Origin of the sequence: Paeniroseomonas aquatica, from assembly GCF_030409335.1 — a bacterium.
GTDB classification, from domain to species: domain Bacteria; phylum Pseudomonadota; class Alphaproteobacteria; order Acetobacterales; family Acetobacteraceae; genus Belnapia; species Belnapia aquatica.
Window position 1 is genome coordinate 39,443 of sequence record NZ_JAUFPN010000142.1, and the last position, 23,392, is coordinate 62,834.

The window sequence follows — 23,392 nt, forward strand, 5'->3', positions numbered from 1 at the left end:
GCCAATCAGCGTTGTGTCATGCGGCTACCCAAGAGCGTGACCGAAGGTGGCCTGCCTGGCATCCGGGCGACATAAGGCCGTGTTGGCACGGGGTTGCGATCAGCCTTGGGTAGGCCAGGGCTTCACGGTAGTCCAGCGCTTTGGCAAGACCAACGTGTGGATGAGCCGGATGGACCGGGGCCGCGGACAGGAGACAGCAGGGCGCATGCAGAAGGAATTGCCGACGGCGACGGGTGCGGCGCCGCGCGACACGGCGCTGACGCGGCTGCGCTTCTTCCTGATCGGCTGGGTGATCCTCTATCACCTCGATCTGCCGCTGCAGGTGGGGGCGGCGCTGCCCTGGCTGCGGCCGCTGCTCGGGCACGGCTACCTCGGGGTGGACGGCTTCTTCCTGCTCTCGGGCTATGCGCTGTGGCTCGGCTACGGGGCGCGGCCGCCGGTCGGCTGGGCCGGGGCCAAGGGCTTCCTGCGCCGGCGCTTCGCCAAGATCTGGCCGCTGCATGCGCTGGCGCTGCTGGCGCTGGCCGGGCTGGTGGCGGCGGCGAGCCTCGCCGGCCTCGACATCCGCAGCCCGGAGCGCTTCGGCCTGCGCGAATTCCTGCTGCAGCTGACCCTGACCAACGCCTGGGAGACCACCCGGGTGCATGCCTGGAACTACCCCTCCTGGGCGCTGTCGGTGGAATGGGCGGGCTACCTCGCCTTTCCCCTGGTCATGGCCGGGCTGGTGCGGCTGCCGCGGCCGGCGGTCTGGCTGCTGCCGCTGGCCGGGATGGCCGGGCTCTGGGTGCTGTCGGAGGCGACGCCGGACTACGGGCTGAACCGGACGCTGCACCTCGGGCTGGTGCGGTTCGGGCTGGAATTCGCGGTGGGCCTCGGGCTCGGGCGGCTGGCGACGGAGGGGCGGCTGCCGCGGCCGCTGCTCTGGGCGCTGCTGCCGGCGCTGCCGCTCGGCCTCTGGCTGTACCTCGATGCGCTGGCGGTGCTGGGCCTGGCGGTGCTGGTGCCGCTGCTGCACCGGCAGGCGGCCCCGGGCAGGCCCGTCGCCGCCGCCGTCCCGGGCGCGGCGCCGCACCGGCCGGACCTGCTGCTGCGGCTGGGGGAGGCGTCCTTCGGCATCTACCTCTGCTGGGTCTTCATCGAGGCGGCGCTGGTGCTGGTGCTGCGGCTGGCCGACCCCGGCCTCGCCGGGCGGATCGGGCTGATGCTGGCGGGCTTCGCCGGCAGCCTGGTGGCGGGCTGGCTGGCCTGGCGCTTCATCGAGGTGCCGGCGCATGCCTGGCTGCTGCACCGCGGCCGGGCGGGCGCCGCCGCGGCGCGGCCGCTGAAGGCCTCGCCCTGAGGCGCGCCTGGCGCCCGGGCAGTAAGGGGGCGCCTAGCGCCCGGGCAGCAGGCCGGGCCGCGGCACCGGCTCGTCGCCGGACTGCAGGCGCCACCAGCCGCCGTGGCTGTAGGACCAGAGGGTGGCGGGCAGGCCGAGCTGCCGCAGCGCGGGCAGGGACTGGGCGAGGTCGGCGGCGAAGGCCTCGCGGTCCGTCTCGTGGCCGAGGGCGCCGCCGAGCTCGGCCACCACCACCGGCAGGCCGTGGCGGTCCCGCCAGGCGGCGGCGGGGGCGAAGCGGGCGGTGACGGCGGCGGTGTCGCCGCCCTGGTAGTCGTGGACCTCCGCCATGGTGCCGGGGTCGGCCGGCGGGGTGCATTCCAGCAGCGACCCGACGCTGCACCACTCCCGGCCGCCCCACATCAGCAGGTGGTCCGGCGCGGCGTGGCGCAGGACCCCGAGCAGGCGGTCCCGCACCGGCAGCCAGCTCGGGGTGTCGTCGAAGACCGGCTCGTTCAGCGCGGCCAGCACCACCGTGGCGGGGTCGCAGCGGGCGGCGAGGAAATCCGCCCGGGCGCGCAGCGCCGCCCAGTCCTGGGCCTGCCAGGGATTCGACTGGTAATAGAAATCCGCCAGCCCCAGCAGGATCGTCAGCCCCGCGGCCTGGGCATCCTGCACCGCTTCGGCGAAGAGGCCGGGGATCTCCATGCCGGCGCCGGTCTTGCCGACCTCGGGGATGAACATCCGGACGTGGTCGAAGCCGGCGGCGCGGAAGTCCCGCCACCAGGCACGGCCGAGCCGGCGCGGGTGGTTGTCCCGCGAGATGGCGAACCAGCGTTCGAGGTTGGCGCCGAGCTGCAGCCCGGCGATCCTGACGCGGATCGGGGCGAAGGCCTGCGCCGCGGCCCGCCGGGGCCGGGCGAGGGCCAGGCCGGCCGGCGCCGCCATCAGGCGGCGGCGGGCGATCCCGGCCATCGGCTCAGCCGAAGCGGAAGGAGCCCGGCACCGTCGGCGCTTCCGCCACGGCCGGGGCGGCAGGGGCCTGCTGCTCCTTCATCTTGCTCTCGACCTGCTTCAGCAGGTTGAGCAGGCTGTTGGCCATGGAGGGCAGCTGGACCAGCGGCACCACCAGCTGGCCGGCCGGCACCGGCTTCCCGTCCGGGCCGGTCTGCGCCAGGGTCAGCCGGGCGACGCCGTAGGTGACGCTGGCGTCGAGGATGCCATCGGCAAAGAGGGTGGTGCGGCTATCGGCCATGCGACGGTGATCTCCTGAGGCGGTCCCGGGTCACTGTTCCCGGAAGGCGCGGTGGAAGCTGTCACGGATCGGCTGGGTGATATAGCGGAAGAAGCTCCGCTCGCCGATCTGCACATGGGCCTCCACCGGCATGCCGGGGGTGAGGAAGACGTTCGGCAGCTTCGCCAGCTGCTCCTGGTCGATGAGGACGTAGGCCCGGTAGTACTGCTGCCGGCTTTGCTCGTTCGTGGTCACGTCCGCCGCGACCCAGGTCACCTGGCCGTGCAGGTAGGGGACCAGCCGCTGCTTGAAGGCGGGCAGGCGGATCTCGGAGCGCAGGCCGGGGTAGACCACGTCGATGTCGTAGGGCTGGACGTTCACCTCGGCGATCAGCCGGTCGTGGTCGGGGACCAGGTCCATCACCGGGTCGCCCGGCTTCACCACCGCGCCCAGGGTGAAGAAGCGCTGGTTCACCACCGTGCCGCTCTCCGGCGCCACGATCTCGCGCCGGGTCATGACGTCGGCGGCGGCGCGCAGCTTCTCCTCGGCCTCGGCGAGCTTGCCGCGGACGTCGCGCAGCTCGAGCGAGTTGTCCTGCATCCGCTGCTCCTCGGTCTGCTGGATCTGCCGGCGGGCCTCGGCGATGGCGCCGTTGGCGCGGTCGATCTGGCCGTTCAGGTCCTCGATGCTGCCATCGAGCCCGGCGGAGCTGCGCTGCAGCGCCAGCAGCTGCGGCAGCCGCTGCAGGCCCTGGCTGACCAGGGTGCGGGTCATCTCCTCCTCCTGCTTGATCAGCGCGAGCTGGCGGCGGGTGGAGGCGAGCTGGCCGCGGGCGCCGGAGATGACGGCGGTCTGCTGGTCGATGCGCGACTGCAGCACCTGGACCTGGCTGAGCAGGCTGGCGGTCCGCGCCTCGAACAGGGCGCGCTGGCCGGCCATGCTGTCCATGGCGCGGGCGTTGGTGCTGGCCCGCAGCTCCGGCGGGAAGGTGATGTCGCGGGCCCTGGAGAGCTCGGCGGTCAGCCGGGCGTCCTGGGCCATGAGCGCCCAGCGCTGGGCGCGCTGGGTCTCGAGGCTGGCATCCGCCTGGATGTCGTCGAGCCGCATGAGCACCTGGCCCTGCTCGACCTTGGCGCCGTCGCGGACCAGCATCTCGCGGATGATGCCGCCCTCGAGGTGCTGGATGGTGCGGCGGCTGCCCTCGACCTTGATGACGCCGGGGGCGATCGAGGCCTCGGCCAGCGGGGCGAAGACCGCCCAGGCCAGGCCGCCGACGACGAAGACCAGGAAGACCAGCAGCCCGAAGATCAGCGTGCCGCCGGTGCGCGGCGCCGCCGCGTCCAGCAGCGGGTTGAAGGGGAAGGGCGGCAGGCCGCCGGTGCTGAGGCCGCGGCTGCCGGGCACCAGGGCGCGGCCCAGGGGCGCGGCGGTGAGGGCGGTCGCGGGCCGCGCCACCGTGGCGGGCACGGCGGCGGCATCGGGCGTGTCGGTGGTGGCGCTCATCGGGCGGCACTCCCTTCGAGGCGGGCCAGCGGCGGGGCGCCGGGCGGCATGTCGGCGGGGCGGGGCGGGTTCATCAGGCGCTTCAGCACCTCGGCGCGGGGGCCGAACATCTCCATCGCGCCATCCTTCAGCAGCAGCACCTTGTCGACGCCCTGCACCAGGGTCGGCCGGTGGGAGACCAGCACCACGGTGGTGCTCTGGGCCTTCAGCCGCTCCAGCGCGGCGGTCAGCGCCGCCTCGGAATCGCCGTCGAGGTTGGAGTTGGGCTCGTCCAGCACCACCAGCTTGGGCCGGCCGAACATGGCCCGGGCCAGGCCGATGAGCTGGCGCTGGCCGCCCGAGAGGTACTGGCCGCTGTCGCCGATCTCGGTCTCGTAGCCGTTCGGCAGGCGCAGGATCATGTCGTGGCAGCCGGCGAGCTGGGCGGCCTCGTAGACCGCCTCGGGCTCGGCTTCCGCCATCCGGGCGATGTTGCGGAAGACCGTGCCGTCGAACAGCTCGACATCCTGCGGCAGGTAGCCGACGTGGCGGCCGAAGTCCTCGCGCAGCCACTGGTAGACGTCGGCGCCGTCGAGCCGGACGGTGCCGGCCGAGGCGGGCAGGGTGCCGATCAGCATGCGGATCAGCGTGGTCTTGCCGGCGGCAGACGGCCCGATGATGGCCAGGCTCTCGCCCGGGGTGAGGGAGAAGTTGACGCCCTTGATCATCGCAACGCCCTGGCCGGGGAAGGCATAGGAGACGCGTTCGACCGAGAGCTTGCCGGTCGGTTCGGGCAGCGGCAGCCCGGGCGGGCGCAGCCGCGGCAGCGCCAGGAAGGACTGCAGCCGGCGGAAGGACTGCCGGGCCTGCACGAGCTGCTTCCAGCCGCCGATCATCTGCTCCACCGGGGCGAGGGCCCGGCCCATGATGATGGAGCCGGCGATCGAGGCGCCGGAGGTGAGCTCCTGCTGCAGCACCAGGTAGGCGCCGACGCCGAGGATGGCGATCTGCACCCCGAGGCGGAAGAACTTGGTGGCGGCGACCAGCAGGGCGGCGCGGTCGGCGGCGCGCTGCTGCGGCGCGGTCATGGCCGCGACCGATTCCCGCCAGCGGCCGATGACCGAGGGCAGCATGCCCATGCTGTCGATCACCTCGGCGTTGCGGGAGATGGCGTCCGCCCGGCGCTGGCTCGACATCGCCGCGGTATTGGCCTCCTTCAGCAGCGCCGAGGTCGAGACCTCGCTCGCCAGGGTCAGGCCGAACAGCAGCACGGCGCCGCCGAGGGCGATGTAGCCCATGACCGGGTGCAGCAGGAAGATGACCCCGATGTAGATCGGCACCCAGGGGATGTCATAGAGCGAGAGGGCGCCGGGCGAGCCGAGGTAGCCGCGGCAGACCGCCAGGTCGCGCAGCGCCTCCATCCGGTAGGGCCGGCCGCGCAGCGTGCTCTCGAGCGCCCGGACGAAGCCCTCGGGGGCGACCCGGTGCTCGATCCAGGTGCCGATCCGCTGCATGACCTTGCCGCGCACCGCCTCCAGCATGGCCAGCACCGCGACCGCGGCGATGGCGATGATCGAGAGATAGAGCAGGGTGTCCAGCACCCGGGTGGCCAGCACCCGGTCGAAGACCTGCATCATGTAGACCGAGGTGGTGAGCTGCAGCAGGTTCACCACCCCGCTGAACACCCCGACGATCAGGAACTGGCTGCGGCAGGCCTTGAGGGCGCGGCGGAGCGGGGTATCCGCTGCCATGTCGACGCCGCCGGGACTCATACGGGTGAGGGACATGCGTCAGCCTGCCAGGAGGCCGGTGATACCGGCCAGGGTTTGGGGGTGAAGCGCGAGCCAGCCCGCCGCGGCCGCGACCAGGACCAGGGCGAGGAGATTGGCGGCCAGCAGCCGCAGGAAGCCGGGCGGCCGCGGCAGGTGGCCGAGCTGCTCCCGCACCGCCTCCTGCTGCAGCCGCTCGACGTTGTTGTGCAGGGTGCGGAAGGCGTGCTCGGTCAGCGCCACATCGGCCTCCTGCCGCAGCCGGGCGACGGTTTCCGGCTCGGCATCGGCCTGGCGCTCGGCGGCCAGGGCGAAGGCGACGAGGCCGGTCAGCCGGTCGGCCTCCGGGCTGCCCTGGAACGCGGCGAGGTCGATCGGGCGGGGGGCGGCTTCAGCCGCGTCCGCACCGGGTGCACCCGGCCGGAAGGTTTCGACGCTGGCCATTGCAAGGCTCCATCCTGGGCCGCCCAAGGGGGAAAAGGTGTCGCGTCCGCCGCTGGGCCCGCGTGGGGCGGATCGGCGGGGCGGATCGGCGGGACCTTCCCGTCAGGCGCGAATAACTGATCTTCCGGCACCAGGACTGAGATTTGCCTGGGCCGGGTGGCATCCGGCGGGAATACGCACCGCCCACGCGGCGAATTGCAACCCCCTTCGGGCCGCCTGAATCGACCGTAACCATAACACGATGCGCCTCCGCCCCCGCCTACGCTGCCAGGGGAGGGGAAAACCGCGGCAACCGTGCCACATCCCGCCAAAACCCGGCGCCGGAGGGGGCTGCCAGGACAGTTTGTGTTTGTTTCGGGCATACTGGGCAGCGACCTCGTGCTAGGCAGGTCAGGGGCGCAGCATGGCGGGGCAATGGTGGTGAAAAGGTTTCCAGGGTCGGGTTTCCGGTGGGTCTCCCGTGGGGTGTTCTGGGGATTGACCCTGGCGGCGATGCCGCTGGGCGAGGCCTATGCGCAGATCGGGGCCGCGTCCGACACGGCGCGGGGCGTCACGGTGCAGAGCCGGGCGCGGCCGGACTACGACCCGCTGGGCGTGCGGCTGGGCGGCTACCGGCTGGACGGCGCGGTCGAGATCGCCCCGGGCTGGGACAGCAACCTGTTCGGCCGCAAGAACAATGTCGTCTCCGACGGCTTCGTCGACGAGCGGGCGAACGTCGACCTCCGCACCGACTGGACGACCCATGCCCTCGGGGCTTCGGTCACCTCCGACAACCGGCAGTACTTCAGCCGCTCGGCGCTGAACTACAACGATTGGACCATCGGCGGCTTCGGCAAGTACGACTTCAACGCGACCACCAATGTCACCGCGCAGTACCGCCACTACCGCGAGCACCTCGACGTCTACAATTTCGACGTGCAGCGGGCCGGCATCACCCAGCCGGTGCCTTATAATTCGGACGAGGTCGCGGTGCTCGGCCAGACCGCCTTCAACCGGCTGGGCCTGCAGGCCCTCGGCGTGTACCGGAGCTTCCAGTTCGAGGACGCGACGGTCGGCGGGGTGCAGAACCAGCTCTCGGCGCAGAGCTTCAACACCGTCATCGGCTCGCTGGGCGGCAGCTACTCGCTGGCGCCGGGCCGGGCGGTGAACGCGGTCTTCCGGGTGCAGGACATCAGCTACTCCGATGCCCTGACCCGCGGCCGCGACAGCTTCACCTGGGAGGCCCTGGGCGGCTTCCAGTACGACTTCGACGGCGTCTGGCAGGCCCGCGTCGCGGTCGGCTGGCGGCAGCGCGAATACCGCGCGGCCAACATCAAGACCCTGCAGGGCCCGGCGGTGGAAGCCGTGCTGACCTGGGCGCCGACCCAGCTGACCACCCTGCGCTTCAACGTGAACCGGACCATCGAGGAATCGATCCGGGCCGATGCGGTGAGCTTCCAGCGGACCCAGGCGGGCATCGGGGTCGATCACGAATACCTGCGGAACATCATCCTTGGTGCCGATCTCCGCGCCGACCGTCGTGAGTATGAAAGCCCGAACCAGCAGGTGACTGACGCGTTGGCCACCGTGTCAGCACGCTATCTGCTGAATCGGAACATGCAACTGATCGGGACCTATACCTATGTCCGGCGAATCGAGACCAGTGCCGGTCTGGATGAGTACTCGCGGAACCTCGTCCAGCTTCGGCTCCGCTTCGCCCTCTGAGGGTAGCCGGGTCCGGCTTCTGGGCCATGATTTCGCCAACCTGTCGATGCCGGACGTGGTCGCCCAGCTGGTGGCCCGTCCTCCGGGGGCACCCTTCGGCTACGTGGTGACCCCCAATGCGGACCATCTGGTCCGCATCGCGCGCGAGCCGCGCATCCGCCCGCTCTACGACGACGCCTGGATGCGGCTGCTCGACAGCCGGGTGGTGGCACAGCTCGGCCGGATGGTCGGGCTGCCGGTCCCGGCGGTGGTGCCGGGCAGCGACCTCACGGCGCGGCTGGTCGAGCAGGAGATCGCCCCGGACGAGCCGGTGACGGTGCTCGGCCTCGAGCCGGCGGCACTGGCGCGGCTGGTCGAGCGCACCGGGCTGCGGCGCATCGCCCATCACAACCCGCCGATGGGCTTCGAGCGCGATCCAGGTGAGTTCGAGGCGGCGGTCCGCTTCATCGAGGAGCATCCGGCGCGCTTCACCTTCCTTGCGGTCGGCTCGCCCCGGCAGTGCATGGTGGCGCACAAGGTGGTGGAACGCGGCCGGGCGACCGGCCTCGGGCTCTGCATCGGCGCGAGCCTGCTCTTCCTGACCGGGGAGGAAAGGCGGGCCCCGGTGCCGGTGCAGAAGGTCGGCCTGGAATGGGCCTGGCGGCTGGCGCAGGACCCGAAGCGGCTGGCGCGGCGCTACCTGGTGGATAGCCCGGCGATCATCGGCCTGCTGCGGCAGGAAGCCCGCAGCCGCAAGGCCTGAGCTGACCCGGCCCCCTCGGGGCGCTCAGCTCTTGGCGGCGCTCGGCAGGGCCGAGAGGATCTCGGCCCGCACCCGCTTCGCCATGCCGCCCCGGTGGGCCGCGTCGTTGGCCGCGATATAGGCCTGCGCCGCGGGGGTCAGCCGGTAGAGCGCCTCCTGCCCCGCCGGCGGGCGGAAGGCGCGGGCCAGCTTGAGCGCGGCGAGGCCGGCCCGCAGGCCCTGGCCCAGCACCCCGTTGCGGGCGCCCTTCACCTGATAGGCCAGGAAGCGCGGCATCAGCGCCAGGGCGCCGGTGCCGTATTTCATCCCGATATAGAGCCGGTTGCGGACGAAGTGGAACCAGCGGGTGCCGGACCAGGAGAAGCGGTGCTCGCCGCTGACCTTGTGCCGCACCGCGATGTCGCCGCGGTAGCGGATGCGCTGGCCGGCATTGATGGCCCGCAGGGCGAAGTCGAACTCCTCCCAGCAGAAGAACAGGGCGTCGTCGTAGCCGCCGGCGGCCTCGAAATCGGCTCGGCGGATCCCATGGCCGGCGCCGACGAAGGTGACTGCGTCGAAGGCCCCGGCGGCGCGCGGCAGCAGCGAGGGGGGATAGCCCCAGGAGGAGAGATCCTCCGCCCCGGTGGCGAAGACCTGGATGCGGCAGGCGACGGCGGCGATGTCGGGCTCGTCGTCCAGCGCCTCGACGGCGCGGGCGAGCGTGTCGGCCGTGGCGAATTCGGCGTCGTTGTCGAGGGCGAAGACACAGCGGCCGGTGCCGAGCGCGGTGGCCCGGTTGCGGCCGCCGGCGACGCCCCAGTTGCGGTCGAGCCGGACCAGCGTCGCATCCGGCGCGTCCCCCACCGCCGCGGCGAGCAGGGCGAGGTTCTCCGGCTTGCTGCCCTGGTCGGCGACCCAGACATGCTTGGCCAGGCCGGTCTGGGCCCGGGCGGAGGCGATGGCGGCGATGGTGTCCTCGGCCCGGTCCAGCGCCAGGATGATCACGTCGGCGTCGGTCCTGCCCGGCGGCCCGGCGGCGCCGGCGACGTGGACCGGCGCGGGATAGGGGCCGAGGCTCATGCCTGGCCTTCGAAATCCGGCCCGGGCACCGCCAGGTAGGCGATGCGCTTGGCCTCCTGCCGGCCGCGGGTGACCGTGTCCAGGATCAGGCCGCAGGCGAAGGACAGGAAGGAGAGCAGCACCAGGCCGGTGGCAAGCACCGCCGTCGGCAGCCGCGGCACCAGGCCGGTGGCGATGAAGGTCTGCAGCAGCGGCGCCGCCAGGATCAGCGCCAGCAGCAGCAGAAGCGCGCTGGCGGCCGAGAAGAACATCAGCGGCCGCTCGCGCTGCACCAGGGTGACGATGGTCCGCAGGATGCGGAAGCCGTCGCGGTAGGTGTTCAGCTTGCTGGTGGAGCCGGCCGGGCGCTCCTTGTAGGCGGAGGCGACCTCGCCGACCGGCAGCATCAGCTCGAGCGCATGGACGGTGAACTCGGTCTCGGTCTCGAAGCCCGAGGCCAGGGCGGGGAAGCTCTTGACGAAGCGGCGGGAAAAGACCCGGTAGCCCGAGAGCATGTCCGAGATGCGGTCGCCGAAGACCCAGCGGACCATGCCGGTCAGCACCGCGTTGCCGAACTGGTGGCCCGGGCGGTAGGCGGCGGCGGCGATCTCCTCCGGCGTGATGCGGATGCCGGTCACCATGTCCAGCCGCTGGGCGAAGAGCTCGCGCAGCATGGCCGGGGCTGCGGCGGCATCGTAGGTGTCGTCGCCGTCGACCAGGACATAGGCATCGGCCTCGATGTCGGCGAACATCCGGCGGACCACGTGGCCCTTGCCCTGGAGGTTCTCGGTCCGCACCACGGCGCCGGCGGCGCGCGCCGCGGCCACCGTGCCGTCCTTCGAGTTGTTGTCGTAGACGTAGACGGCGGCCTGCGGCAGGGCGGCGCGGAAGGCGGCGACCACCCGGGGGACGGCCACCTCCTCGTTGTAGCAGGGGATCAGGATGGCGATGCGGGGCCGCGCCCCGCCGGCCCCGGGAAGGGGCGCCGGGCGGGGCGCAGCGGTGACGGTGTCGCGTGACAAGGTGTCGGTGGCGGTCAAATGGCGTCTCCGGTGGTTCGGCGTCAGCAGGCGTTGCGCATGCGCGCCACGGCCAGCAGGGTCCGGACCAGGATGGTAAGGTCGAGCCAGGGCGACCAGGTGTCGATATACTCGAGGTCGCTCTCAACCCGTCGGATCAATTTCTCTTCCGTCTCGGTCGGGCCGCGCCAGCCGCGGACCTGGGCCAGGCCGGTGAGGCCCGGCTTGACCCGGTGGCGGGCGGCGTAGCGGACGGCCACCTCCTCGAAGGGGCGGCCGCCGGCGCGGGTGCCGGGGGCATGCGGGCGGGGCCCGATGAAGGACATCTCGCCGCGCAGCACGTTCAGGATCTGCGGCAGCTCGTCCAGCGAGGTGCGGCGCAGGATGGCGCCGACCCGGGTGACGCGGGCATCGCCGGCCGAGACCTGCTTCTTCACCGTGTGGTCGAGGGCGTCGTTGTACATCGTGCGGAACTTCAGCACGTAGAAGTGGGTGTTGTTGAAGCCGGTGCGGCGCTGGCGGAAGAAGACCGGGCCGGGGCTGTCGAGCTTGATGGCCAGCGCGATGAGCGCCATCGGCGCGGCGGCGACCGCCAGGCCGATGCCGGCGAGGAGGTAGTCCTCGATGGACTTCACCACCGCGCCCCAGCCGCGGATCGGCCGGTCGGCCAGCCGCAGCAGGCGCAGGCGCTCGGCCTCCGGGCCGGCCTGGCCGGCGCTGCGATAGGCCATCAGGTCGGGGGCCAGGCGGATGTCCACCGGATAGTCGCCGAACAGCCGCAGCAGGGCCACCAGCCGGGCCTCCGCCGCCCAGGGCAGCGCGAGGATGATCTGGTCGACCTCGCCGCGGCGGATCATGGCGCAGAGCTGCTCGATCGAGCCGAGGTAGGGCAGGCCGTTGCGGTGGCCGCGCGGCTGGTGCGGGCGGCGGTCGTCGACCAGCCCGAGCAATTCGATGCTGCGGTCCTGCCGGCCGCGCAGGGCGGCGACGAAGCGGGAGGCCTGCGGCCCGTCGCCGACCACCACGGCGCGCTGCCGGGTGCGGTCGGCCGCGGCGCGCAGGGCGAGGGCGGCGGCCAGCCGGCCGCTGAGCAGCGGCGGCGTGGCGAAGGCCAGCCAGAACAGGGCGAGGGCAGGGGGGAAGGAGACCTGGGCGTCGAGCACCATGGCCGCGAGCGACAGCCCGCCGCCGGCCAGGGTGAGCCCGGCCAGCGCGGCGAGCGCCGCCTTGCGGCTGCCGTAGAGCGCGGCATGGCCGTAGCCGCCGACCACGCCGATCAGGCAGGGGCCGAGCAGCGAGAGGAAGCCGATCAGCGCCGCATCCGGCCGGCCGGCCGGCGTCGGCAGGGCCTGCAGCGCGACTCCGGCCGCGGCGATCGCCAGGCCGTCGAGCAGCGCCACCAGGCTGGCCAGCAGGATCGGCGGCAGCGGCGCCTGCAGCGGATCCTGCCGCCGGGCGGCGGTGCGGGCATCCGCGGCGAAGCGGCCCCAGCCGGCATCCGCCATGGCGGGGATCAGCTGGCGGGCGCCGGGCCGGGTTTCAGGGGGCATCACGCCGGGCATGCGATTGCTCCTTTTGAGCAGGGCGCACCGTGGCGCAGGCTTGGGCTGGGCAGGCCGGGGCGCAGGCTGCCGCAGGGGATCGGGACCAGGGTCTCGGGCATCACGTCCAGGTCCTCAGGAGGTCTTGCTGTCGCTGAACACGAAGCGCCGTGCCAGCAGGAAATTGCCGAGCAAGCCAGCGAGGGAACCCGCCGCGACCCCGAGCACGGGATGCGCTGCGACCAGCGGCACGCTGGCGAGGAGCGCCGCATAGGTCCCGTAGTTGCAGGCGAAGCCAAGAAGATTGACCAGCAGAAAAAGTCCCCATTGGCGGGCGGCGGCCCGGCCGGCGGGCCGGGCGGCGTCGCGGAAGGTCCAGGCGCGGTTGAGCGCGAAGGTCGTGCTCGCCGCGGCCAGGTAGGACAGCACCCGGCCGAACCAGGGGCCGGTGCCGAGGGCGATGCCCGCCACCAGCACGCCGGCATCCACCACGAATCCGGCCACGCCGACCACGCCGAAGCGCAGCAGCTCGCGCCCCATCCGCCGGGCGGACGGGGAGAGCCAGCGGGCAAGGGCGGTACGAGGACCTTGGGTGGGCGTAACGATGCCGGAAGTGGCGGCGGTCATGCGGTGCATCCTGAATGCGGATTGCATACGCCGCGACAGGGTTTCAGACAAACCACGGCGCGGTGACAACGGCTCGCTGATGCCTGGATACACCCAATTTCTCCGTCACTTTTTGCGGCGCAGCATGGGAATGAAGGCAAGGCGTGCGGCATGCGATCGAGGCTCCTCCGGAACGTGAAGTATGGGACCTGGATGTGACGGAGATGCGGCAGGTCGCAACGCGGAATGTTTCTTGAGTGTCAATGCTGAATTACACCCATTGGCGCCCGCCGCGCGATCACCGGATGTCGAGCGCCTGTCGCATTTCGGGGAGCGATCATTTCGTTGTTGGTGTCGTCCCTGCCCGGTCCGCGGATGCGGTTCCGGTTGCAGTGCAGCATGGCCATGCACCCAACGCAAAAGGCGTGACGTTGCAATGAAACTTCGCGTCCTTGGGGAAGATTGGCCTTGGCGGCGCCGCCCGCGCCCCGCCCGGCGCTCCGGGCCGCGGCGAGGCCGCCACCGCAGGCCATGCGGCACCGGCGCATCCACCGCGACAGCGGGCGGCCGAGGCCGGATGGGCCACTGCCGGTTGCGGTGGCGGCACGCACGGCCGCAGCTGAAATTCCCGCCGTCTCCGCAACCTCGGGTCGGACGGCGGCAAGGCCGCGCCCCGCCGGACGGATTACTGCTTCGCTCCCGCCGGGAATCGGGTAGTTTCTGTACCGTTCCAGCTCCGGGGAGTGTCACGCATGTTCCGACGCGGTGTCTTGGGTGGGGCGGCGCTGGCCGGCGCCGCCATGGTCCTGCCGAAGCCCGCCCTGGCGCAGCCCGCGGCGTCGCGGGTGCTGAAATTCATCCCCCAGGCCAATCTCTCCACCATCGATCCGTTCTGGACCACGGCCTATATCGCCCGCAACCATGCCTACATGGTCTACGACCAGCTCTATGCCGTGGACGACGACTACAAGGTCCACCCGGCCGCCGCCGCCGGCCATGTGGTGGAGGACGAGGGCCGCCGCTGGGTCTTCACCCTGCGGCCGGGGCTGCGCTTCCACGATGGCGAGCCGGTGCGGGCACAGGACGCGGTCGCCAGCATCCAGCGCTGGGCCCGGCGCGATGCCTTCGGCCAGCGGCTGCTGACCCAGACCGAGGAGATGGCGGCGCTCGACGACCTGCGCTTCCAGATCCGGCTGAAGAAGCCCTTCCCGATGATGCTGGACGCCTTCGCCAAGGTGACCACGCCCTGCCTCTACATCATGCCGGAGCGGGTGGCGCGGACCGACCCCTTCCAGCAGATCACCGACGCGACCGGCAGCGGCCCGTACCGATTCCGCCGGGACGAATGGGTGCCCGGCGCCAAGGCGGTCTGGGAGCGGAACGCCGCCTACCAGCCCTTCGGCGAGGGCGTGGCGCGCAACACCGCCGGGCCGCATGTGGCGCATTTCGACCGCGTCGAGTGGCACGTCATCAACGACCCCGGCACCGCCGCGGCCTCGGTCCAGTCGGGCGAGATCGACTGGTGGGAGCAGCCGACGGCCGACCTGTTTCCCTCGCTCGCCCGCAACCGCAACGTGGTGGTCGAGGTCGCCGACCCCATGGGCCTGATCGGCACCTTCCGGCCGAACCACCTGACCGCGCCCTTCGACAACCCCGCCGTCCGCCGCGCGGTGCTGACCTGCATCAGCCAGATGGACATGATGACGGCGGTGATCGGCGACGACCCGAAGCTGAAGCGGGACAAGGTGGGCTTCTTCGCCCCGGCCTCGCCCTTCGGCACCACGGCCGGGCTCGAGGCCTACAGGGGCAGCATCGAGCAGGCGCGGCGGGAGATCCAGGCGGCCGGCGCCATGGGGCAGAAGCTGGTGCTGATGAACGCCACCGACCTCGCCAGCATCAATGCCTGCGGCCTGGTCGGCGCCGACCTGTTCAAGCGGATGGGCTTCGACGTCGATTACGTCGCCACCGACTGGGGCACGGTGGTGCAGCGCCGGGCGAGCCGGGAGCCGCTGGAGAAGGGCGGCTGGTCCGGCTTCTTCACCTTCTGGTCGGCGGTCGACCACTGGAATCCGGCCGGGCACAACGCGCTGCGCGGCAACGGCGCCCAGGCCTGGTTCGGCTGGCCCGACATCCCCGAGATCGAGCGGCAGCGCGATGCCTGGTTCGATGCGCCGGATGCCGCCGCGGCCAAGGCGGCGACGGATGCCATCAGCCGCGCCGCCTTCGAGGGCGTGCCCTACGTCCCGACCGGGCAGTACTTCCAGCCGACCGCCTATCGCCGCAGCCTGACCGGGGTGCTGAAGGGGCCGCCGCTGTTCTGGAACGTCCGCCGCGCCTGACCGCCCCCGCCTGACGGGGGGCACAACCTCCGGTCCGGCTTGCAGGGGCGGCCGCGCCGGGCTTCACTCCGCGGCAACGGCCGCGAGACGGCTCCGGGGAGACAATCGATGCTTCGACGCAACCTATTGGGCGCCGGCGCGGCGGCCGGGGCTTCCAGCCTGCTGCCACGCTTCTCGATCGCGCAGCCGGCGAACAGCCGGGTGCTGCGCTTCATTCCGCAATCCGACGTCGGCACGCTCGATCCGATCGTGACCACCGCCTATGTCACGCGGAACCACGCCTTCCTGATCTGGGACACGCTCTACGGCCTGGACGCCGACCTCAAGCCGCAGCCGCAGATGGTCGAGGGCCATGTGGTCGAGGACGACGGCCGCCGCTGGACCCTGACCCTGCGGCCCGGGCTGAAATTCCACGACGGCGAGCCGGTGCGTGCGCAGGATTGCGTCGCCTCGATCAAGCGCTGGCAGCGGCGCGACCCGCTGGGCCAGGAGCTGGCGGCCCGGACCGACGACCTGCTGGCGACCGACGACCGCACCATCGTCTTCCGGCTGAAGAAGCCCTTTCCGCTGCTGCCGGATGCGCTGGGCAAGGTCGGCACCCCCGTGCCCTTCATGATGCCGGAGCGGCTGGCCAATACCGACCCCTTCCGCGCGGTGACCGAGTTCATCGGCAGCGGCCCCTTCCGCTTCAAACCCGATGAGCGGGTCCAGGGCAGCCGCTTCGTCTATGAGCGCTTCGCCGACTACAGGCCGCGCGAGAGCGGCACCCCGGCCTGGACCTCCGGCCCGAAGCGGGCCCTGGTCGACCGGGTGGAGTGGCGGGTGACGCCGGACAGCGCCACGGCCTCCGCCGCGCTGCAGTCGGGCGAGGTGGACTGGTGGGAGAACCCGCCGAACGACCTGCTGCCGCCGCTGCGCCGGGCGCGCGACATCGTCATCGACATCCCCGATCCGACCGGGCAGCTCGGCTTCGCGCGCTTCAACCATCTGCACGCGCCCTTCAACAACCCGAAGCTGCGGCAGGCGCTGCTCGGCGCCATCAACCAGGCAGACTTCATGACCGCGGCCTTCGGCGATACCAAGGGCGCCTGGCGCGACAAGGTCGGCTTCTTCCCCGACGGCACGCCCTTCGCCAGCGATGCCGGCATGGCGGCGCTGACCAGCCCGCGCGACCTGGAGAAGGTGAAGCGGGAGGTGGCCGCCAGCGGCTACAAGGGCGAGCCGGTGGTGCTGCTCGGGGCCACCGACTTCCCCATCATCAATGCCCTCTGCCTGGTCGGCGCCGACCTGTTCAAGCAGGTGGGGCTGAACGTCGACTACGTCTCCTCCGACTGGGGCACCGTGGTGCAGCGCCGGAACAGCCGGGAGCCGGTGGAGAAGGGCGGCTGGAGCGTCTTCTTCACCTACTGGGCCGGCTTCGACACGCTGGGCCCCGGGGTGAACCAGACGCTGCGCGGCAACGGCACCAACGGCTGGTTCGGCTGGGCGAGCTCCGAGCGGCTGGAGGCCAAGCGGGCCGAGTGGTTCGACGCGCCGAGCCTCGCCGCGCAGCAGCAGGCGGCGCGGGAGCAGCAGGCGATCGGCTTCGAGGAGGTGCCGGCCCTGCCGCTGGGCCAGGCCTTCGTGGCGACCGCCTATCGCCGCAACCTGGTCGACCTGCCGAAGGGCCCGCCCTTCTTCTGGAATGCGAGGAAGGTGTGAGCATGCAGCGTCGATCCCTGTTGGCCGGCGTCGCCGGCGCCGCCGCAATCACCCCCGCCTGGCCGCGCTTCGCCATCGGCCAGAACACCGCGGCACGCACCCTGAAGTTCGTCCCCCAGGCCAACCTCACCAGCCTCGATCCGATCTGGACCACGGCCAACGTCACACGCAACCACGCCTGGCTGGTCTATGACGTGCTCTACGGGATGGATGCGGAGTTCCAGCCGCAGCCGCAGATGGCCGAGGGGCACAGCGTCGCGGACGACGGCCGGGCCTGGACCTTCACGCTGCGCAGCGGCCTCCGCTTCCACGACGGCGAGCCGGTGCGGGCCACGGATTGCGTCGCCAGCCTGAAGCGCTGGATGAAGCGCAACTCCAACGGCCAGAAGCTGGAGCCCGTGGTCGACGAGCTGGCGGCGCTGGACGACCGGCGGCTGCGCTTCAAGCTGAAGCGGCCCTTCCCCCGGCTGCTGGCCTCGCTCGCCAACCCGTCCAACCCGGCCGCCTTCATCATGCCGGAGCGGATCGCCCGGACCGACCCCTTCCAGCAGATCCGCGAGACGGTGGGCAGCGGGCCGTTCAAATTCCTCGCCAGCGAGTACAACTCCGGCAGCTTCGCCGCCTATGAGCGGAACGCCGCCTACCAGCCGGCCTCGGGCGCGCCGAGCCTGACCGCGGGGGCGAAGGTCGCCCACTTCGACCGCGTCGAGTGGCACATCATCACCGATGCGGCGACCGCCTCGGCGGCGCTGCAGAACGGCGAGATCGACTGGTACGAGCAGCCGCCGCCGGAGATCCAGCAGCTCTTCCGGCGCAACCGCGCCATCACGGTGGAGGCGATCGACCGCCTGCCCAATCCGGCGGTGCTGCGCTTCAACCACCTGCACCCGCCCTTCAACGACAAGAAGATGCGCCAGGCCCTCCTGCCGGCGGTCAGCCAGACCGACTACATGACGGCGATCGTGGGTCCCGACCCGGCGCTCTATTCCGACACCATGGGCACCTTCACCCCGGGCACGCCGCTGGCCAACGACGCCGGGATGGCGGCGCTGACGGGGCCGCGCAGCATCGCCCGCTCCAGGGCGCTGCTGAAGGAGGCCGGCTATACCAACCAGCCCATCCGGCTGATCGGCCCGACCGACATCCTGGCGCCGGCGGCGATGACCCAGGTGGCGGGCGACATGTTCCGCCAGCTGGATGTGAACCTCGACTTCGTCCTGACCGACTGGGGCAGCGTGGTGCAGCGGCGGGCGAGCCGGGAGCCGCTGGAGAAGGGCGGCTGGAGCGTCTTCCTCACCGCCTTCGCCTCCTTCGAATTCGCCGACCCCTCGGGCAATTTCCCGTTGCGCGGCAATGGCGCGGGCGCCTGGTTCGGCTGGCCGACCATCCCCCGGCTGGAGGAGCTGCGCGACGCCTGGTTCGACGCGCCGGACCTCGACAGCCAGAAGAAGCTGGCGCGGGAGATCCAGCTCACCATGCTGGACGAGGTGCCCTACATCCCGGTCGGCGCCTATACCTCGATGACCTCCTTCCGGCGCAACCTGACGGGGCGGGTGCCGGGCTTCGCGCTGTTCTGGAACATCAGGCGCGGATGATCGCCCGGCGGGGACTGCTGGCGGCGGGGGCGGCGGCGGTCGCCGCACCCGCGGTGGCGCAGCGGGCGAGCGTGCTGCGCTTCGTGCCGCAGGCCGACCTCGGCGGGCTGGACCCGGTGGCGGTCTCCTCCAACGTCATCCGCAACCATGGCTACATGGTCTGGGACACGCTCTACGGCACCGACAATGCCTTCCGGGTCTTCCCGCAGATGGCCGAGGGGCATGTCTTCGGCGACGACGACCTGACCTGCACCATCACCCTGCGGCCCGGGCTGGCCTTCCACGACGGCGAGCCGGTGCGGGCCGGGGATTGCGTCGCCAGCATCGCCCGCTGGATGCGGCGCAGCCCGATGGGCCAGGCCCTGGCGGCGCGCACCGATGCGGTGGAGGTGGTGGACGACCGGCGCTTCCGCTTCCGCCTCAAGCGGCGCTTCCCGCTGCTGATCGAAGCGCTGGGCGTGCCGGCCAACCCTTCGCTGTTCATCATGCCGGAGCGGCTGGCGAAGACCGATCCCTTCCAGCAGATCCGCGAGCCCATCGGCAGCGGCCCCTTCCGCTTCCTGATAGACGAGTTCCGCCAGGGCAGCCGCGCGGTCTGGGCCAGGAACGAGGCCTATGTGCCGACCAGCGGCGGCGGCGCCGGCATGACCGCCGGGCCGAAGGTGGCGCATTTCGACCGGATCGAGTGGGCCATCATCCCCGATGCGGCGACCGCCGCCGCGGCGCTGATCAACAACGAGGTCGACTGGTTCGAGCAGATGGGGCCGGAGATCCAGCAGCTGCTGGGGCGCAACCGGGGCATCCAGCTCGAGCCGATCGACCCGCTGCCGCTGCCGGGGCAGTTCCGCTTCAACCATCTGCAGCCGCCCTTCGACAATCCAGGCATCCGCCGCGCCTTCCTGCATGCGATCAGCCAGGAGGATTTCATGACCGCGATCGTCGGGCCCGACCCGACGAAATTCGAGACCGGCTGCGGCTTCTTCACCCCGAACGGCCCGATGGCGAATGACGAGGGCCTCGGCCCGCTGCAGGGGCCTCGCAGCATCGAGCGCGCCAGGCAGGCGCTGCGCGAGGCCGGCTACAGGGGCGAGCGGGTGCGGCTGCTCGGCACCACCGACATCAACTCCACCACGGCGCAGGCGCAGGTGGCGGCCGACCTGCTGCGGCGGCTCGACCTCAACCTCGATGTCGTGCTGACGGATTGGGGGACGGTCGCGCAGCGGCGGATGAACAAGGGGCCGCTGGATGCCGGCGGCTGGTCGATCGCCTGCTTCGCCTCCTCAGGCATGGATTTCATCAACCCCATCACCCACAACCAGCTGCGCTCGGACGGCGCCGCGGCGGCGCCGGGCTGGCCGGACCTGCCGGAGGTGGAGCGGCTGCGGACGGAGTGGCTGGATGCGCCGGACCTCGCTTCGCAGCAGGCGCTGGCGCGGCGGATCCAGGCGGCGGCGATGGACGGGCTGCCCTATATCCCGACCGGCGCCTACTACTCGATCACGGCGCATCGCCGGAGCCTGGTGGACCGGGTGAAGGGTTTCGCGATCTTCTGGGGCATTCGGAGGGCCTGACGCCATGCAACGACGCAGCCTGATGCAGGCGGGGTTCGCGGCCGCCGCGCTCCCCGCGCCGGCCTTCTCCCAGGGGGCCGCGGCGCGCACCCTCCGGGTGATCCCGCAGGCCAACCTGACCAGTCTCGATCCGGTCTGGACCACGGCGGTGGTGACGCGGAACCACGCCTTCCTCACCTACGACCAGCTCTGCGCCCAGGACGCCAAGGGCGAGATCCAGCCGCAGATGGCGGAGGGCTGGGTCACCGAGCCGGATGGCCTGGCCGTGACCTTCACCCTGCGGCCCGGGCTGCGCTTCCACGATGGCGAGCCGGTGCTGGCGCGCGATTGCGTCGCCAGTATCAAGCGCTGGGCGCGGCGCGACCCCTTCATGCAGGTGCTCTCGGCCCAGGTGGCCGAGGTGGAGGCGCTGGACGACCGGCGCTTCCGCTTCCGGCTGAAGAAGCCGGTGCCGCTGCTGCTGCTGGCCCTCGGCCAGACGCAATTCCCCTGCTTCATCATGCCGGAGCGCATCGCCCGGACCGATGCCTTCCAGCAGATCCGCGAGCCGATCGGCAGCGGGCCCTTCCGCTTCCTGAGCGACGAGTGGAACCCCGGGCAACGCTCGGTCTGGGCCAAATTCGACGGCTACGTGCCGCGCGAGGGGGCGGTCGACGGCCTCGCCGGCGGGCGGGTGCCGCGGCTGGACCGGGTGGAATGGACCGTCATCACCGACCCCGCGACGGCGGCCAGCGCCATGACCACCGGCGAGCAGGACTACTGGGAATATCCGCTGCACGACCTGCTGCCGCTGCTCCGGCGCAACCGCCAGGTGGTGGTGGAGCAACGCCTGCTGGATGGCACCTATGGCATCTGCCGCTTCAACACGCTGCACCCGCCCTTCGACAACCCGGCCATCCGCCGCGCGGTGGCGATGGCGGTCGACCAGCGGGACTACCTGCGCGCTGTCGCCGGCAACGAGGCGGGCGGCTGGGAGGCCTGCGAGGGCGTCTTCACCTGCGGCACGCCGCTGGCCAACGAGGCCGGCAGCGAGGTGCTGAAGACGCATGACATCGACAAGGCCAAGGCGGCGCTGGCCGCGGCCGGGTACAACGGCGAGAAGGTGGTGCTGGTCGCGCCGGGCGACTATCCGCAGATCAACGCGCTGTCGCTCGTCACGGCCGATGTGCTGCGCCGGCTGGGGATGAACCTCGAGGTCGTCTCGACCGACTGGGGCACGCTGATCCAGCGGCGGGCAAGCAAGGAGACGGTGGAGAAGGGCGGCTGGAGCATCATCCACACCACAAGCTCCGGCCAGAGCCTCAGCCTGCCGGTCTTCCACCTGTTCCTCCGCGCCAATGGGCCGCAGGCCTGGTTCGGCTGGCCGGAGGATGCCGAGATCGAGCGGCTGCGCGCCGCCTGGACCGAGACCGGCGACGCCGCCGAATCGCGTCGCATCGCCGAGGCGCTGAACCGGCGGGCGATGGAGGTGATGGCCTATGTGCCGCTGGGCTTCTACTGGCAGCCCTCGGCCTGGCGCCGCAACGTGACCGGCGTGTTCAAGTCGCCGGTCACCGCCTTCTGGAACATGGGCAAGACCTGAGCCCGGTTGCGTGCCGCCGCCGGCTGGGGCATGGGGGGCGGCGGCCGCTGGAAGAGCCGCCCGGGAGGAACGCCGCATGCATCGTCGCACCCTGCTGCAGGGCTCGGCCCTGGCCCTGGCGGCCCCGCGCCTGGCCGCGGCCCAGGGCAATGCGCGGACCCTGCGCTTCGTGCCGCAGGGCAACCTGGCGAACATCGACCCGGTCTGGACCACGACCACGCTGGCCCGCAACCACGGGCTGATGGTCTACGACACGCTGTTCGGCCTCGGCCAGGACTTCCAGCCGAAGCCGCAGATGGCGGCGGCGCACGAGGTCTCGGCCGATGGGCTGGTGCACAAGGTCACCCTGCGGCCGGAGCTGCGCTTCCACGACGGCGAGCCGGTGCTGGCGCGCGACTGCATCGCCTCCATCGCCCGCTGGTCGAAGCGCGACGTGCTCGGCCTGCGGCTGGCGGCGCTGCTCGAGGAGATGCGCCCCGGCGCCGACGACGCCTTCGAGATCGTGCTGAAGCGGCCCTGGCCGGGGCTGGCCTGGGCGCTCGGCAAGCCCTCCGCCAATATCTGCGCCATCATGCCCGAACGGGTGGCGAAGACCGATCCCTTCACCCAGATCACCGACTTCGTCGGCTCCGGCCCCTTCCGCTTCCGCCGCTCGCAATGGGTGCCCGGCAGCCTCGCCGCCTACGAGCGCTTCGCCGGCTACGTGCCGCGGGACGAGCCGGCGGATTTCCTGGCCGGCGGCAAGCAGGTGCATTTCGACCGGGTGGAATGGCGGGTGATGCCCGACCCCGCGACCGCCGCCGCGGCGCTGCAGAACAACGAGGTGGACTGGTGGGAGACCCCGCTGGCGGACCTGCTGCCGCTGCTGCGGCGGAACCGCGACATCGCCATCGAGGTGGTGAACACCGCCGGCGCGCTGGGGATGCTGCGCTTCAACCACCTGCACCCGCCCTTCGACAAGCCGGGCATCCGCCGCGCCATCCAGGCCGCCATCGACCAGAAGTCCTTCATGCAGGCGGCGCTCGGCGAGGATCCGGCGCTGTGGCAGGTGCCGGCCGGGGCCTTCACCCCGGGGACGCCGCTGGCCAACGACACCGGGCTCGAGGCCATGACCGCGCCGCGCGACCCGGAGGCGGCGAAGCGGGCGCTGGCGGCGGCGGGCTACCGGGGGGAGAAGGTGGTCATCCTCTCGCCGACCGACTTCCCGACCATCAATGCCCTGTCCGAGGTGGCGGCGGATACGCTGCGGCGGATCGGCATGGCGGTCGACCTGCAGTCCATGGACTGGGGCACGCTGGTGCAGCGCCGGACCAAGCGGGAGGCCCCGGACCAGGGCGGCTGGAACATCTTCTGCACCACCTGGGAGGGGCTCGACGTCTCGGTGCCCGGCAGCCACCAGCCGATCCGCGGCAACGGCACCGACGGCTGGATCGGCTGGGCGACCAGCCCGCGGCGGGAGGCGCTGCGTGATGCCTGGTTCGACGCGCCCGACCTGGCCGCCGAGCGCCGCATCGCCGGCGAATTGCAGGCGCTGGTCTGGGAGGAGGCGCCCTTCATCCCGCTCGGGCTGCTGCGGCCGCCGCAGGCCTACCGGCGCAGCCTAACCAATATCGTCACCGGCGGGCCGCCGCTGTTCTGGAACGTGAAGCGGAGCTGAGCGCCGGCCGCCGCCGGTGGCACGCGCCATGCAAGCACCGGGCGGGTTAG

Annotated in this window: 18 protein-coding genes; 9 read left to right on the plus strand and 9 right to left on the minus strand. The window is 71.8% G+C overall.

The window, feature by feature from the left end; genetic code table 11:
- The first annotated feature begins 205 nt into the window (after positions 1 to 205).
- The gene (locus tag QWZ14_RS12765; protein ID WP_290317051.1) at positions 206 to 1,339 is read left to right on the plus strand and encodes an acyltransferase family protein; all 1,134 of its coding nucleotides are present in this window, start codon (positions 206 to 208) and stop codon (positions 1,337 to 1,339) included.
- A 33-nt stretch (positions 1,340 to 1,372) separates the two neighbouring features.
- On the opposite strand, the gene QWZ14_RS12770 is transcribed toward QWZ14_RS12765, so the two are convergent.
- From QWZ14_RS12770 to QWZ14_RS12790, 5 genes are read right to left on the minus strand one after another with little or no spacing between them, the layout of a single operon-like run.
- On the minus strand, positions 1,373 to 2,293 hold the full coding sequence (locus tag QWZ14_RS12770) for a glycoside hydrolase family 5 protein (RefSeq protein ID WP_290317052.1): 921 nt from the start codon (positions 2,291 to 2,293) through the stop codon (positions 1,373 to 1,375).
- A 4-nt stretch (positions 2,294 to 2,297) separates the two neighbouring features.
- The gene (locus QWZ14_RS12775; protein ID WP_290317053.1) at positions 2,298 to 2,573 is read right to left on the minus strand and encodes a hypothetical protein; all 276 of its coding nucleotides are present in this window, start codon (positions 2,571 to 2,573) and stop codon (positions 2,298 to 2,300) included.
- Between the two features lie 30 nt (positions 2,574 to 2,603).
- Positions 2,604 to 4,055 carry an HlyD family type I secretion periplasmic adaptor subunit gene (locus tag QWZ14_RS12780; protein WP_290317054.1) on the minus strand — a complete coding sequence of 484 codons (1,452 nt, stop codon included), beginning with the start codon at positions 4,053 to 4,055 and terminating at the stop codon, positions 2,604 to 2,606.
- Positions 4,052 to 5,821, minus strand: coding sequence for a type I secretion system permease/ATPase (locus QWZ14_RS12785; protein ID WP_290317055.1), 1,770 nt, complete (start codon positions 5,819 to 5,821; stop codon positions 4,052 to 4,054). Before QWZ14_RS12785 ends, QWZ14_RS12780 begins: the two co-directional genes overlap by 4 nt.
- A 3-nt stretch (positions 5,822 to 5,824) precedes the next feature.
- Positions 5,825 to 6,247: a hypothetical protein gene (locus QWZ14_RS12790; protein ID WP_290317056.1), complete on the minus strand. Its 423-nt coding sequence runs from the start codon at positions 6,245 to 6,247 to the stop codon at positions 5,825 to 5,827.
- A gap of 465 nt (positions 6,248 to 6,712) precedes the next feature.
- On the opposite strand from QWZ14_RS12790, the gene QWZ14_RS12795 reads away from it, so the two are divergent.
- A complete protein-coding gene (locus QWZ14_RS12795; protein ID WP_290317057.1) occupies positions 6,713 to 7,951 on the plus strand; it encodes an outer membrane beta-barrel protein in 1,239 nt (412 codons plus the stop codon).
- A gap of 46 nt (positions 7,952 to 7,997) precedes the next feature.
- Entirely contained in the window at positions 7,998 to 8,693 is a 696-nt protein-coding gene (locus QWZ14_RS12800; protein ID WP_290317058.1) for a WecB/TagA/CpsF family glycosyltransferase, read from the plus strand.
- Between the two features lie 24 nt (positions 8,694 to 8,717).
- Here the strand turns inward: QWZ14_RS12800 and QWZ14_RS12805 are convergent, their stop codons facing one another.
- The 4 genes from QWZ14_RS12805 to QWZ14_RS12820 all read right to left on the minus strand — a co-directional run bounded on the left by QWZ14_RS12805 (position 8,718) and on the right by QWZ14_RS12820 (position 12,918).
- The gene (locus QWZ14_RS12805; RefSeq protein ID WP_290317059.1) at positions 8,718 to 9,752 is read right to left on the minus strand and encodes a glycosyltransferase family 2 protein; all 1,035 of its coding nucleotides are present in this window, start codon (positions 9,750 to 9,752) and stop codon (positions 8,718 to 8,720) included.
- Positions 9,749 to 10,681, minus strand: a complete 933-nt coding sequence (locus QWZ14_RS12810; protein ID WP_290317087.1) for a glycosyltransferase family 2 protein — start codon at positions 10,679 to 10,681, stop codon at positions 9,749 to 9,751. The genes QWZ14_RS12805 and QWZ14_RS12810 overlap by 4 nt, the downstream gene beginning before the upstream one ends.
- A 113-nt stretch (positions 10,682 to 10,794) precedes the next feature.
- Positions 10,795 to 12,312 carry an exopolysaccharide biosynthesis polyprenyl glycosylphosphotransferase gene (locus QWZ14_RS12815; RefSeq protein WP_290317060.1) on the minus strand — a complete coding sequence of 506 codons (1,518 nt, stop codon included), beginning with the start codon at positions 12,310 to 12,312 and terminating at the stop codon, positions 10,795 to 10,797.
- Positions 12,313 to 12,426: 114 nt separating this feature from the next.
- Positions 12,427 to 12,918 carry a GtrA family protein gene (locus tag QWZ14_RS12820; RefSeq protein WP_290317061.1) on the minus strand — a complete coding sequence of 164 codons (492 nt, stop codon included), beginning with the start codon at positions 12,916 to 12,918 and terminating at the stop codon, positions 12,427 to 12,429.
- Between the two features lie 731 nt (positions 12,919 to 13,649).
- Between QWZ14_RS12820 and QWZ14_RS12825 the strand changes: the two genes are divergently transcribed.
- From QWZ14_RS12825 to QWZ14_RS12850, 6 genes are all read left to right on the plus strand, one after another.
- Complete coding sequence (locus tag QWZ14_RS12825) at positions 13,650 to 15,236, plus strand: ABC transporter substrate-binding protein (protein ID WP_290317062.1); 1,587 nt, start codon at positions 13,650 to 13,652, stop codon at positions 15,234 to 15,236.
- Positions 15,237 to 15,344: 108 nt separating this feature from the next.
- Positions 15,345 to 16,937, plus strand: a complete 1,593-nt coding sequence (locus QWZ14_RS12830) for an ABC transporter substrate-binding protein (protein ID WP_290317063.1) — start codon at positions 15,345 to 15,347, stop codon at positions 16,935 to 16,937.
- Between the two features lie 2 nt (positions 16,938 to 16,939).
- The gene (locus QWZ14_RS12835) at positions 16,940 to 18,532 is read left to right on the plus strand and encodes an ABC transporter substrate-binding protein (protein ID WP_290317064.1); all 1,593 of its coding nucleotides are present in this window, start codon (positions 16,940 to 16,942) and stop codon (positions 18,530 to 18,532) included.
- A complete protein-coding gene (locus tag QWZ14_RS12840) occupies positions 18,532 to 20,103 on the plus strand; it encodes an ABC transporter substrate-binding protein (protein WP_408903678.1) in 1,572 nt (523 codons plus the stop codon). Before QWZ14_RS12835 ends, QWZ14_RS12840 begins: the two co-directional genes overlap by 1 nt.
- Before the next feature lie 4 nt (positions 20,104 to 20,107).
- The gene (locus QWZ14_RS12845; RefSeq protein ID WP_290317066.1) at positions 20,108 to 21,685 is read left to right on the plus strand and encodes an ABC transporter substrate-binding protein; all 1,578 of its coding nucleotides are present in this window, start codon (positions 20,108 to 20,110) and stop codon (positions 21,683 to 21,685) included.
- Between the two features lie 76 nt (positions 21,686 to 21,761).
- A complete protein-coding gene (locus tag QWZ14_RS12850; RefSeq protein WP_290317067.1) occupies positions 21,762 to 23,342 on the plus strand; it encodes an ABC transporter substrate-binding protein in 1,581 nt (526 codons plus the stop codon).
- The last annotated feature ends 50 nt before the right edge of the window (positions 23,343 to 23,392 follow it).